The sequence below is a fragment of the Oscillospiraceae bacterium MB24-C1 genome (assembly GCA_030913685.1).
In the GTDB taxonomy this organism is placed as follows: Bacteria; Bacillota; Clostridia; order Oscillospirales; family Ruminococcaceae; genus Yanshouia.
This window is the reverse complement of sequence record CP133187.1, coordinates 1,638,681-1,651,520: the sequence shown is the minus strand read 5'-3', so window position 1 is coordinate 1,651,520 and position 12,840 is coordinate 1,638,681. Positions and strand designations below refer to the sequence as shown.

General features: G+C 50.4%; 13 protein-coding genes. 6 read left to right on the top strand and 7 right to left on the bottom strand.

What is annotated here, in order from left to right; all coding sequences use genetic code 11:
• Positions 1-9: 9 nt before the first annotated feature.
• The 4 genes from RBH76_07895 (at position 10) to RBH76_07880 (ending at position 2,765) form a co-directional block, all read left to right on the top strand.
• Positions 10-147 carry a hypothetical protein gene (locus RBH76_07895; protein WMJ82662.1) on the top strand — a complete coding sequence of 46 codons (138 nt, stop codon included), beginning with the start codon at positions 10-12 and terminating at the stop codon, positions 145-147.
• Between the two features lie 129 nt (positions 148-276).
• Positions 277-1,119: a transketolase gene (locus RBH76_07890; GenBank protein ID WMJ82661.1), complete on the top strand. Its 843-nt coding sequence runs from the start codon at positions 277-279 to the stop codon at positions 1,117-1,119.
• 4 nt (positions 1,120-1,123) lie between these two features.
• Entirely contained in the window at positions 1,124-2,071 is a 948-nt protein-coding gene (locus RBH76_07885) for a transketolase family protein (protein ID WMJ82660.1), read from the top strand.
• Positions 2,072-2,282: 211 nt separating this feature from the next.
• Positions 2,283-2,765 (top strand): SprT-like domain-containing protein, encoded by a 483-nt coding sequence (locus RBH76_07880; protein ID WMJ82659.1) that lies wholly within the window; start codon positions 2,283-2,285, stop codon positions 2,763-2,765.
• Here RBH76_07880 and RBH76_07875 read toward each other — a convergent pair.
• The 3 genes from RBH76_07875 to gpr all read right to left on the bottom strand — a co-directional run bounded on the left by RBH76_07875 (position 2,762) and on the right by gpr (position 5,258).
• The gene (locus RBH76_07875) at positions 2,762-3,136 is read right to left on the bottom strand and encodes a hypothetical protein (protein WMJ82658.1); all 375 of its coding nucleotides are present in this window, start codon (positions 3,134-3,136) and stop codon (positions 2,762-2,764) included. The two genes, RBH76_07880 and RBH76_07875, sit on opposite strands and share 4 nt — an antisense overlap.
• A gap of 11 nt (positions 3,137-3,147) precedes the next feature.
• Positions 3,148-4,323 (bottom strand): stage II sporulation protein P, encoded by a 1,176-nt coding sequence (locus RBH76_07870; GenBank protein WMJ82657.1) that lies wholly within the window; start codon positions 4,321-4,323, stop codon positions 3,148-3,150.
• A gap of 77 nt (positions 4,324-4,400) precedes the next feature.
• Positions 4,401-5,258 carry a GPR endopeptidase gene (gene gpr / locus RBH76_07865; protein WMJ82656.1) on the bottom strand — a complete coding sequence of 286 codons (858 nt, stop codon included), beginning with the start codon at positions 5,256-5,258 and terminating at the stop codon, positions 4,401-4,403.
• A gap of 102 nt (positions 5,259-5,360) precedes the next feature.
• Here gpr and rpsT point away from each other — a divergent pair, with 102 nt between their 5' ends.
• A complete protein-coding gene (gene rpsT / locus RBH76_07860) occupies positions 5,361-5,621 on the top strand; it encodes a 30S ribosomal protein S20 (GenBank protein WMJ82655.1) in 261 nt (86 codons plus the stop codon).
• Positions 5,622-5,754: 133 nt separating this feature from the next.
• Here rpsT and RBH76_07855 read toward each other — a convergent pair whose 3' ends face one another.
• The gene (locus RBH76_07855) at positions 5,755-6,585 is read right to left on the bottom strand and encodes an Mrp/NBP35 family ATP-binding protein (GenBank protein WMJ82654.1); all 831 of its coding nucleotides are present in this window, start codon (positions 6,583-6,585) and stop codon (positions 5,755-5,757) included.
• A gap of 126 nt (positions 6,586-6,711) precedes the next feature.
• On the opposite strand from RBH76_07855, the gene RBH76_07850 reads away from it, so the two are divergent.
• Complete coding sequence (locus tag RBH76_07850; protein WMJ82653.1) at positions 6,712-8,055, top strand: HD domain-containing protein; 1,344 nt, start codon at positions 6,712-6,714, stop codon at positions 8,053-8,055.
• Positions 8,056-8,211: 156 nt separating this feature from the next.
• On the opposite strand, the gene gdhA is transcribed toward RBH76_07850, so the two are convergent.
• The 3 genes from gdhA to metG all read right to left on the bottom strand — a co-directional run bounded on the left by gdhA (position 8,212) and on the right by metG (position 12,753).
• Positions 8,212-9,561, bottom strand: a complete 1,350-nt coding sequence (gene gdhA / locus RBH76_07845) for an NADP-specific glutamate dehydrogenase (GenBank protein ID WMJ82652.1) — start codon at positions 9,559-9,561, stop codon at positions 8,212-8,214.
• A gap of 444 nt (positions 9,562-10,005) precedes the next feature.
• Entirely contained in the window at positions 10,006-10,788 is a 783-nt protein-coding gene (locus RBH76_07840) for a TatD family hydrolase (GenBank protein ID WMJ82651.1), read from the bottom strand.
• A complete protein-coding gene (metG, locus tag RBH76_07835; GenBank protein ID WMJ82650.1) occupies positions 10,789-12,753 on the bottom strand; it encodes a methionine--tRNA ligase in 1,965 nt (654 codons plus the stop codon).
• Positions 12,754-12,840 lie beyond the last annotated feature (87 nt).

Below are 12,840 nucleotides of genomic sequence, written 5' to 3'. Positions count from 1 at the left end.
GCGCCAGATATGGAATATGGCTTTTTGTTTTTGGGTATGGGTATTGGCGTTATTATAGGTATGCAGTATATTCCGCACCAGAATAAAAAGGGTAATAAAAAAGTAGTTGACCAAATGTGGCAATTGATTGAAAAGTTTGGGCGGTGAACTACAGTTTTCCGGTATTGGTGGGCGGGTCTTGAGCCTTCAAAATTCGCCGTGCTGAAAAATTTGTTAAAATAGCCGGCAGCGGCGCTGTCGAGCAGTTAAAATAAAGTATTGAAAGGGAGCTTTGTTATGGAACAATCTCGCATCAGAGAGTTGGCGATTACAGCCACAAAGGCGCGTCTTGCCGCGCTAAAGGCTGTGCATACCTGCGCTTCGGGCCATATCGGCGGGTCGCTTTCCGCCATGGATATGCTCACGGTCTTATATTTTGAAACGATGAAGGTGGACCCCGCTAATTCCAAGAACCCCAATCGCGACCGTTTTGTGCTTTCTAAGGGGCATTGCACCCCGGCACTTTATTCGGTGCTGGCACTGCGTGGCTTCTTCCCCGCTTCTGACCTTGACCTCTTCCGTTCGGTAGAGGGGCACATGTCTGGCCACGCTGAGATGCATCACGTCAACGGTGTTGATATGTCCACAGGCTCCTTGGGGCAGGGGCTTTCGGCTGCGGTCGGTATGGCGCTGGCCGGCAAAATCGACCAAAAGGATTACCGTGTCTACGCCATGATGGGCGATGGTGAAATTGCAGAGGGCCAGATTTGGGAGGCTGGGATGGCCGCCTCAAAATACGAGCTTGATAACCTCTGTGGTATTATCGATGTCAACGGTCTCCAGATTGATGGTGCAACCAAGGACGTTATGCCCTCTGAACCGCTTGATAAGAAGTGGGAAGCCTTTGGCTGGAAGGTATTTAAAGTAGACGGACATGATTATGCTGCCATTAAAGCGGTGCTTGACGAGGCTAAAACCGTCAAGGGCCAGCCGGTTATGATTCTGGCGAACACCGTTAAGGGCAAGGGCGTTTCTTATATGGAAAACAACTATGCCTGGCACGGCAAGGCACCCAATGACGAGCTGTATGAGCAAGGTAAGGCCGAGCTGGAAGCGTTTTTGAAAGGACTGGAGGGTTAAGACGATGGGTGAAGTGATTGCAACACGTGCCGCCTACGGTAAGGCGATTATCAAGCTGGCGGAAAACCATCCTGAGTTGCTAGTGCTGGATGCCGATCTTTCGGGTGCGACGATGACCAATGGATTTGCCAAGGCTTGCCCGGAACGTTTTTTCAACATGGGCATCGCCGAGGCCGATATGGCCGGTGTGGCAGCGGGGCTTGCGGCTTGCGGCAAAAAACCGTTTATTAACTCCTTTGCAATGTTTACAGCCGGTCGCGCTTGGGAGCAGATTCGAAACTCTATTTGCTATCCCCGTTTGAATGTTAAGGTTGTCGGTTCGCACGGAGGTCTTTCTGTCGGTGAGGACGGCGCAACCCACCAGTGCATCGAGGATTTTGCGCTGATGCGTGCCATTCCGGGCATGATGGTGCTTTGCCCTTGCGACGGCTATGAGATGGAGCAGGCTGTCAAGGCGCTGGTTGAATACAACGGCCCTGCCTATATGCGTTTGGGCCGTCTGGCGGTCGAAACGGTGACCGATACGATTGAAGGCTATCACTTTGAACTGGGCAAGGGAATTGCGCTCAAGGATGGGGCCGATGTGACGATTGTCGCGGTGGGCATGATGGTGCAGGAGGCGCTCAAAGCCGCCGAGCTGCTGGCCTCAGAGGGCATTTCGGCCCGCGTCCTCGATATGCATACCATCAAGCCGCTGGACACCGACCTTTTGCTCAAAGCCGCCAAAGAGACCGGTGCAATCGTCACCAGTGAAGAGCATAACGTGCTGGGCGGCCTCGGCGCGGCGGTGGCCGAATTCCTGAGCGAAAATTATCCGGTGCCGGTTGTTCGCCACGGCGTACAGGATGAGTTTGGCCGCTCGGGCAAGGCTCAGCTGGTTCTCAAAGCTTATAAGCTGACAGCCGAGGAGATTGCCGCCAAGGCCAAGCTGGCTATATCTAAGAAAAAATAGGTAAACGTAATAAAAGGGGGCACGGCAGCGGATGAATAGATCGGCTGCCGTGCCTCCACTTAGTTTTAGAGAAAAGGATTTGAGAGGAAAACCACGTCGCCACAGTTGATTGACGGAATTGAAAACTAAAGATGGCAGTATTGTGTGGGAGCTTATACGCCATATCGCCGACTTAAATACAAAACTTATTGTGGACAAAGGAGTAAACGCTATGTGTGACGCAGACGAGCTGCTCAAAGTGGTGATCGCCGAGGCAAAGGCGCTGGGCATCCCTGTCTCGCCGGATATTCTACCAAATGTGCAGATTAATACCCGCGCTAAAACGCGGTTTGGCCGTTGCGTCGTTTTAGCGGACGGCAGCTGCCAGATTGAGCTAGCGGGGCGGGTGGTCGCTGCGGGGGAGCATGCCTGCAAAACGGTGCTGGCGCATGAAATATTACATAGCTGTAAGGGGTGTCGTAATCATCAGGTGCGGTGGAAGAGTTTTGCCGAACGTATGAATGCGGCCTACGGCTACGACATTCAGCGCACCCACAGCCCGGAGGTGCTCGGAATATTAAATGATAAGCCCTGCCGTTACCGGTTGCAGTGCCAGCGCTGTGGGGCGGTGTTGACACGAATGAAAAAAAGCGCCCTTGTGCTACATCCGGAACGTTACCGGTGTCGCTGTGGGGGGCAATTGCTTCACCTTTAAACCAGGCCGGCGTTTTTATAGAATTCTTGCTCTTGCCGATATTTTTTGTGCGCTTCTAGCCGCTCGCGGATATACAGCGACGTGCGGGTGAAAATTCGCCAATCTTCGGGCAGAACCCACGCCTCGGTGTGTTGAAGTGTCTCGGCAAGCTTTTCGGCAGCCGTGAAATCCAGCCGGTACTGCTTGGCGGGGGTATCTAGTTCGTAGATGAGTGGTTCAACTTGTTCCAAGTGCAGCGAAGGTAAAAAGCCCGGAAAACCATTTCGGTCGGCCTTGAGGTCTACCCATATAAAGCTCATAATAAAACAAAAAGCGATTAGGGTTATGACAAAGGACGTGAAGAAGATGCGCAACAGCTCTTTTCTTTGCATGATATTATGTTTTAACTTCCCTTCTTTTGCGTTTCAAGCAGCACCTGCGCCAGCGCTTCTCCGGCAAGCACAGCGGTGTTTTTAGCTTCATCTAACGTGTTGGCATGCGAACCAAATTCAATCAGCAACGCACCGGTAGAAAGCTGCTGATTATACTTGCGATAAGAAAACATCAACGGTCGGGTAATGCCGGGGGTATTAAGCTCAAGCCTATCAGAAAAAGCAGCGGCAAAGCGGAAATTTTCGTGCCAGTTCGGAATAAGTCCGCTGCCGTCATCACAGTTTGCAATAACCATCAGCTGGGCGTATTTTTTGCCGTTTACCTCCAGTGTGGGTTTTACAATGACTTTGCCGTCCCGCTCTATGGCATCGCGGTGCAGGTCAAGCACAACCTTAATTGTGGGGTAGCGCACCAGATAGTCCTTAATAGCGCGATAGCTATTGGCATAGGAGCCGTCATAAGAGGGGTAATCGTGCTGGCTAGTGTCCTGCAAAACGACGATACCGTGTTCTCGCAGCGTTTGTGCCATGACAGCCCCCACCGCTACCATATTGTTATTGTTGTCGGTGCTGCGCCAGTTATACCGCGTGTCGTAGATCTCGCTGTCATAGGGACAAAAGCTTTCGGTGGCGTGGGTGTGATATATTAAAACCTGCGGTTCCTTCGTGTTTTCCAACGCGATGTTCATCGGCTGTTTCAACACATTCTTGATATCCTGCTCTGAAAAAGACGTGTAATTCCTCAGCCAAAAATGGCTTATTGGAAAGGCAAGTCCGCCTTTTTTACCCGACATATTTTCCGCCAGCACCTCGCCTTGATATTTTTTTGGTATTTCAGGCTGAGCTGACGAAAAGGAATCAATCACGGGAGGTTCGGATTCCGATGCCGATTCATCGCTGAGTGGCTGCGAAACCACCTCGGCCGAAGAGGTGGGAACGGAAGTCGATTCCGAAGCGGGGGCTTCGGAGACGCTCGCCGGGGCGGATGCAGTGCCAAAACGCTCTTTGAGCTGGTTAACGGTGCCCTCTGGCATAGTCAATGCAGCCGAAAAAAGTGCCGTGCGAACCAGAAGCGGCGAAAGCGCGGGCAAAATTATAGCAAGAACGCTCCAAAGAGCGATAAGCGTGATCGCAGCAGCAATGGCCACTTTTAAGCGGCGCAGCATTTTATATTCCGTCTTTTTCACCTGCATGCCCTCCGTATAATCATCATTCCATCTTATTCGGCGAGTCGGAGAAGTATGCAAAATGACATGCTATGGATTCAGCTCATCAGTGCGGTGATATCTTGCTGGCTCAGCTGTGGTTGAAGCGCCCGGTTGATAGCCACGGCCATAATACGTGCCCCTTGTGTGATAACCTGATCAATGTCGCGGGGGGTTACCATCATGGACAACGCAGCTTCGTTGCTGTTACTGCAGGAGGGGCAGAGGTCATTTAATAACGTTGCGGCATCCACTACGGTTGGTATGCCAAACGAAAATACCGGTACGCCCAAAGACTGACTCGAAAGCTCTGCGCGGGCATTTAAGACACCGGAGCCGGGCGAAATACCGGAGGTTGAAAGCTGTATTGTATTGCCTAGACGCGAGGCTGAGCGGGCCGCAAGGGCATCTACTGCAATCACAGCAGAGAATGGTAACGTTTTAAGTGCAGCGAAGACAAGACTTGCTGCCTCAAAACCAGTTTGTCCCATGACGCCGGGCGCCAGCGAACAAACCTTACGCAGATTTTGCAGACCGATGCTTTCAAGCTGTTCGGGCAAAAAGTGGTAGGTGGCAATTACCTGCTGTGCCACGTCAGGGCCCAACGAATCGGGTGTAATGTCTCGGTTACCCAGCCCCACCACCAACACAGGCCCTTCAGGCAGCAATTCCTGTAGCGAATGAGTCAAAAGGTCGATAAATGCCTGATCGTTTGTCAATGCGCCCTCAAAGGTCAGGTATGTCCCGATTGGCCGGCCAAGCCGCTCGACGGCCTGCGGAGTCTCAATGCAGACAGTGGTAACTTTAATGTCTTGAATTACCTTTTCTGAAACAGATACGCCAGAAGGCAGCTTTCCGTCGCCGGTATCGGCTGCTTCAAGTGCTAGGTCGGTGCGAAATTCCGTTGATTTTTGCATAAATAATTCTTCCCATCAAAAAAATTGTGAAAACAGTTGCTTTTTTACGCAAATAATGATAATATAACTTGTACTGTACTGCGATAGTAAGGAGGTGTAACAATGCCCAACATCAAATCCGCGAAAAAGAGAGTTAAGGTTATTGCAACGAAAACCGAGCTCAACAAGGCTCAGAAATCCCGTCTGAGATCCACCGTGAAGAAGGCGGAGCTTTCTCTCGCAGAGGGTGCTGAAAACAGCGCTGAGGTTGTTCGCAATGCCATCAAGCTTGTCGATCAGGCCGCCGCTAAGGGAGTTATTCACAAGAATACAGCTTCCCGTAAGAAGTCTGCTCTGGCTAACAAGCTGAATAAAATAGGCTAAACAAAAAACGAACGGTTTCACCGTTCGTTTTTAGTTTGCGCTGGTTTTGACCTTTTAATAACATAAAAACCAGATGTATTAAAAAAAGGCTGCGATTGCAGCCTTTTTGCTATTAGATGCACATTTATTTTTCTTACAATACGGCTACGGCGTTGGCCGCTAACGCCAGCCAGTCACCGCCAGGGATACTCTCAATTGCGCCAGCATCCACCGCAGCGGCAATTTCGGGTTTGATTGGCAGTCGGCCCAGCACGCGTGTTTTGTGCTGTTCGGCAATCTCGCCCAGTTTGCTTTCGCCAAAGATCGAAAACTTTTTGCCGCAGTCGGGGCACTCAACATAGCTCATATTTTCCACCAGGCCAAGCACCGGTATGTTCATCATCTCAGCCATGCGCATCGCTTTTTCTACGATCATCGAAACAAGATCCTGTGGAGAGGTGACGACAATGATGCCATTGACTGGGATGGATTGAAACACCGTCAGTGGTACGTCGCCGGTTCCGGGGGGCATGTCAATAAACATATAGTCGATATCTTCCCAGAGCACGTCGCTCCAAAACTGTTTGACCGCATTGGCTATGACAGGACCGCGCCAGACGACAGGATCCGCGTCATTTTCAAGCAGCAGGTTGACGCTCATCACATCGATGCCCCCCGCCGACTTTACCGGTAGTATCACGTTCCCATCGGTGGCGGCCTTTTGGGCAATGCCGAATGCTCGCGGGGCCGAGGGGCCGGTGATGTCGGCATCCAGCACACCGACGTGGGCGCCGCGCCGATTCATTTCACAGGCCATCAGTGCCGTTACAAGGCTTTTGCCAACGCCACCCTTACCGCTGACAACAGCGATGACTTTCTTAACGCTACTTTGGGGGTTAAGCGCTTCGAGCAGACTTTGTGTATTCTGGCGTTCGCTGCAGTTTGCGGAGCAGCTGCCACAATTGTGGTTGCATTCTGTGCTCATTAATTAAAACTCCTTTAAAATAATCTCCTGCATAAATATAGGACTATTTGGCGTGGCTGTCAAGAGTATTGCTTGACCGATGTGTTATACTGATAATATTATTATTGCCTGAAAAGAGGGGAAAAGGTGCGATTTGATATTCCGGAAAATATTCAAACGGTGCTGGAATGTCTGCGCAGGGCGGGTTTTCGCGCGGTGCCGGTGGGCGGCTGTGTGCGCGACCTGTTGTTAGGCAACACGCCGCATGACTGGGATATTACCACCTCGGCTACACCGACGGAAATGTTGGCAGTGTTCTCTGGTTTTAGAATGCTCAAGATCGGTCAGGGTGCCGCAAAGCATGGAACGATAACCGTTGTTATTGACCATACACCAATCGAGGTGACAACCTTTAGGCAGGATGGAACCTATTCCGACAGCAGAAGGCCGGATAGTGTTTGTTTTTCGCGCGCGATTGAAACCGATCTTGCACGCAGAGACTTTACAATCAACGCGATGTGCTTAGGCGAAGACGATAGCATTATAGATCTGTTTGGTGGTCAGCAAGATTTACAAAAAGGCATCATACGTGCAATTGGGGCACCTGAGCGCCGCTTTGGCGAAGATGCTTTGCGGATTTTGCGGGCGTTGCGTTTTGCTGCTGTGTTGGGGTTTGTTATAGAACCTCAGACGGCGGGTAGCATGCTACAGCATACCGGCCAGCTTGCGGCACTTTCAGCCGAACGGATACGCGCCGAACTTGAAAAGCTGCTTTGTGCACCGGATTGTGCGCGAGTATTGATGGAATACCACGAAATAATTTTCGCCGTTTTTCCCGAACTAAAACCCACGTTGGGGTTGGAGCAGCGAAAGGATTACCACTGCTACGATGTATATGCCCATACTGCGCATGCAGTGGGGTTTGCACCGCCGGAATCTGTCCTGAAGGTTGCCCTGTTGCTACACGATATTGGAAAACCACTTTGCGCCGACGGCCACGGGCATTTTTATGGACACGCAGCACAAAGTGCCAAGTTGGCCGAAGTGGTTCTTAGACGTCTGAAATTTGGTAATACTGCGCGAGAACAGATTCTATTTCTCGTGCAACGGCATGACCTTTCGCTGTGCGATGCAGATAAGATTAAAATCAAAAAATTGCTTTCAAAGTATGGCTTTGCGGCAATGCGTCGATTGCTGTTAGTACAAAAAGCCGATATTATGGCGCAGCGACCGGATATGCGCCAAGAGAGGCTGGCGGGTCTTGAAAGGGTGGAATGTCTGATGCAAAGTATTGCAGCACAGCGACTACCCTTAAACCGGTCTGAGCTTGTTGTGTCCGGAAGAGATATCATTGCGGCAGGTGTTTCACAGGGGCCACAGCTCGGTGTACTGCTTGATTTGCTGCTGCAAAAGGTGCTTGATGAAACGCTGCCCAACGAAGCCGAAGCGCTGCTCGAATATGTTCGTTTGAATCGGCCTGATGAGATATGATAATACTGTGATTTATTATTGGAAGCACAGTATAAGGTGCCCGGCTGTACCGTCAGGTACCGCCGGGCCTTTGACGTTTGGCTTATAAAAAATAATACATGCGGAGCCGATAAAACGGCCCCGCATGTGTTGGGTGGAAGAGGAGTATAGCAACTATTAGAAAATGCCCTGTGCTATCATGGCGTCGGCAACTTTCTGGAAACCAACGATATTAGCACCAGCAACCAGGTTATAACCCAGACCATAGCGCTCTGCGCACTCGACAGAATTGTCGTGAATCTGCTTCATAATCTGCTTGAGCTTGGCGTCGACTTCTTCAGCAGTCCAGTTGTATCTCATGGAGTTCTGGCTCATCTCAAGACCGGAAACCGAAACACCGCCGGCGTTGACAGCCTTGCAGGGTGCAACGATAACGTTCTTCTGATCCATCAGGTAAAGGAGCGCCTCGTTGGTGGTGGGCATGTTGGCAACTTCGATGTAATACTTAACACCGTTTTCAACAAGCTTCTTAGCAGCTGTGAGATCAACGTCGTTCTGCATAGCGCAAGGCATGATGATGTCAACCTTCTCGCCCCAGGGCTTTGCGTTGGGGACAAACTTGCAGCCGAACTTGTCAGCGTAATCCTTGACCTTATTGCGGTTGGAAGTACGCATTTCAAGCATGTAGCTGATCTTCTCTTCGGTGATGATGCCATCGGGATCATAGATATAGCCATCAGGACCAGAGAGGGTTACAGGCTTAGCGCCGAGCTCTGCGAGCTTCTTAGCGACGCCCCAGCAAACATTGCCGAAGCCAGACAGTGCAACAGTCTTGCCCTTGATGGAGTCGTTTTCGTGCTTGAGCACTTCAACAAGATAATAAACAGCGCCAAATCCGGTCGCTTCAGGGCGGATCAGAGAACCGCCGAAGGACATGCCCTTGCCGGTGATGGTGCCATTTTCAAATGCGCCACGCAGTCTTCTGTATTGGCCGTAAAGATAACCAACCTCGCGTGCGCCAACGCCAAGGTCGCCAGCGGGAACGTCAACATCGGGGCCGATGTGGCGATAAAGCTCGCTCATGAAGGACTGGCAGAAACGCATGATTTCGGCGTCGGATTTGCCGGTGGGGTCGAAGTCAGCGCCGCCCTTAGCACCACCCATAGGCAGGGAGGTCAGGGAATCCTTAAAAGTCTGCTCAAAACCAAGGAACTTAATGATGCCGGAATAAACGTTGGGAGCAAAGCGCAGGCCACCCTTGTATGGGCCGATGGCGCCGTTGAACTGGCAACGGTAACCGGTGTTGGTCTGGGCAAGGCCGTTATCGTCCACCCAAGTCACGCGGAAAGAGATCATTCTCTCAGGCTCAACCATTCTGCCGAGCAGGTCAGCTTTCTCATACTCAGGGTGCGCGTCCACGACGGGGGACAGGGTGCTGAGTACTTCTTCAACACACTGTACAAACTCGGGTTCATAGTGGTACTTTTTCTTGACTTTTTCGATTACACTTTCGACATACGCGTTCATCTTAAAATCCTCCCAATCAATAAATCACTGTTCTATTCATTGACACTCAACTTTGACAGAAAACTTGCAAAATAGTTTTTGTCTACAAGCACATATTAGCACGTTCCTTGAAGTAATTCAAGACATTATTCTTGCAAAATATTTTTAAACGTAGAAAATCTAGAATTAAACAAGACGAAAACTAGTGATCATAAACAAATTGTTAAATCAATTATTGCTTTGCAGTGCTAAAATGGAAAAGTTTGAGATATAGAATCCTGCAAATAAATAAGCTAAAAGCAAACACAAAAAATGAACAAAATGAATTAAAACTTGCGCCGTGAGTCTTTTTTAAAAAAGCAAAAGGCAAATATCCCTCTGTTTTTGAGGTGCACTTGCCTTTTAATGACGGCAAAACAAATACTCCTGCATATGCGTTAAAAATACCTGTGTTCGGCCGGGAAATCAGGGCTGCGGCTGCCAGTTTTCCAGCGAAAAACAGTTAATTGTGTTTTGCCAGGTGTCCCGTGCAAGCGTTTCAACATCGCAGTTCTGAGCAGTCGCAAGTGCGGCTGCCGTTGTGGACAACATGGTGGAGTCACATCGCCGACCCCGAAAGGGTACGGGCGCCATATAAGGGCAGTCGGTCTCAATCAAAAGCTGAGAACGCGGCACAGCTGCCGCAGCCGAGAAGGGCTTTTTAGCATTTTGAAAGGTGATCACGCCTGTAAAACCCAGATATAGTCCCATGGCGGCATATTCGCGTGCCAGTTCAGCAGACCCCGAAAAACAGTGTACCACGCCGCGAGGGCGAAATTTCTTTACAAGATCAAAAGTATCCTGTGCAGCATCTCGGCTGTGAATGATCACCGGATAATCCAGCTCATGTGCCAGCTCCAGCTGGCGGCGAAAGGCGGCCTGCTGCACTTCTTTTGGGGCGTAATTATAATAGTAGTCAAGTCCTATCTCACCGATGGCAACCACTTCAGGTTCGCGGCAAAGCTGCTCAATTCTAAGCAGGGTATTGTCGTCAAGCTCAGCTGCCGAATGCGGATGAACTCCGGCGGAAGCACGAAAAAAGAGATGCTTTTGGGCCAGCGAAAGTGCTGCCTCGCTCGAGGCGATATCACTGGCGGAATTGAGCACCGCCCCGACACCATTGGGCCGTAAAGACGCGATGACGGCCTCACGGTCGTCATCGAAACGCTTTTGATCATAGTGTGCGTGAGAATCGAAGAAATATACCATTTATCGAATCCTCGCGCCGCAAGGAACGGCGTCGTCAATAAACAGCACGCGGGCGGCGTCGCCGACATCGGCGGCTAGAATCATGCCTTGGCTCATTACGCCACGTAGCTTGGCGGGTTTCAGGTTGGCTACAACTGCAACCTTTTTGCCGATAAGTGCTTCTGGCTCATACCAGGGGTGGATGCCGCTGACAACCTGGCGGGGCGTGCCCGACCCGTCATCCAAGTTCAGTTGCAGCAGTTTATCGGACTTGGGCACCGGTTCACAGCTAATTATTTTGGCAACCAGTAATTTAACGTTCATAAAATCGTCTATTGAGATGATGCCCTCAACCTTGGAGCCCTCCGAACTTTTATTGCAGCCAGTTTTGGCATTTGGCGCAGTTTTGGCCGCTTTTTCGGTCTCCTGCTGTTCCAAGAGCGCAAGCTCCTTTTTCAGGTCGATGCGTGGGAAAAGATTATCCAATTTGTCTATACAGTAGCCGGTGTTGGCGTAATAGAGCGCTTTTTCAAAGGTGCGATCGTCTTCAGGGCAACCCAGCTGCGTAAATATTTTATTGCAGGTATCCGGCATGAACGGAACCAGCAACGTTGTGCAGATACGGATGGTTTCGAGAAGGTTGTAAATAACAGCGGCAAGACGGTCGGTCTCGTCTGGATTTTTACCCAATATCCACGGTGTGGTCTCATCGATATATTTGTTGGCGCGAGAAATCACCTTGAACACCTCGGCTAGCGCCGACTGGAAGGTGAAGCTCTCCATCAGGTCAGAATATCGCTCACGCAAAACATCCAGCATGGCAATGAGCTGTTCGTCGGGTGTGACAAAACGGCGATCCTGTGGGAGGGTCTGGCCAAAATAGCGCTCTCCCATCGCGAGGGTGCGCGAGACCAGATTGCCCAAATCGTTGGCCAAATCGGCGTTGATGCGAGTGATCAGTGCCTGGTTAGAAAAAACGCCGTCAGATCCAAACGGGAACTCGCGTAGTAGGAAATAACGGATGGCGTCTACGCTATAGCGCTCACAAAGCACGACGGGGTCAACAACGTTGCCCTTGGATTTTGACATTTTGCCGCCCTCGAGCAGCAACCAGCCGTGGCCGAACACTTTTTTAGGCAGAGGCAGGTCCAGCGCCATAAGCATGGCGGGCCAGATGATGGTGTGGAAACGGGTGATTTCTTTGCCGACAAAATGCACATCAGCCGGCCAGTATCTCTCATAGTCGTGATACTGGTCGTTGCCGTAGCCCAGCGCGGTGATATAGTTTGAGAGCGCGTCGACCCATACATATACAATGTGGCCGGGGTCGAAGGTGACCGGAATGCCCCAAGTAAATGAAGTGCGGGAGACGCACAGATCCTCAAGGCCGGGTTTAATGAAATTATTGACCATCTCGTTGAGGCGAGAAACCGGCTCTATAAAGGTGGGATTCTCTTCATAATAATAAGTCATCAGACGGTCTGCGTATTTAGAAAGGCGGAAAAAATATGCCTCCTCCTCGGCGTCCTTGACTTCTCGGCCGCAGTCGGGACATTTGCCGTCGACCAACTGGCTTTCAGTCCAGAACGATTCACAGGGGGTGCAGTACTTGCCTTTATAGGCGCTTTTATAGATGTCTCCGCGATCATAAAGGTCTTTAAAAATCTTTTGAACCGATTCTACATGGTAGTCGTCAGTAGTGCGGATAAAACGATCGTTAGAAATATTCATCAGCTTCCAAAGCTTTTTGATGCCCGCAACAACATTATCGACATATTCTTGAGGCGTTACAGAGGCGGCAGCGGCCTTCTCTTCAATTTTTTGTCCGTGCTCATCGGTACCGGTTAGGAACATCACGTCAAATCCGCGCATTCGCTTATATCTTGCCATCACATCGGTGGCAACGGTACAATAGCTGTGTCCGATGTGCAGCTTATCAGAAGGATAGTAAATGGGCGTTGTGATATAAAAAGGTTTCTTTTTCATAGCAGGTCCTCCATTAGGATTTGGATTTGACATATTTTATTAAATAAGTATAGCATCAACGCTAGTAAAAAACAACTATGCGCCAGT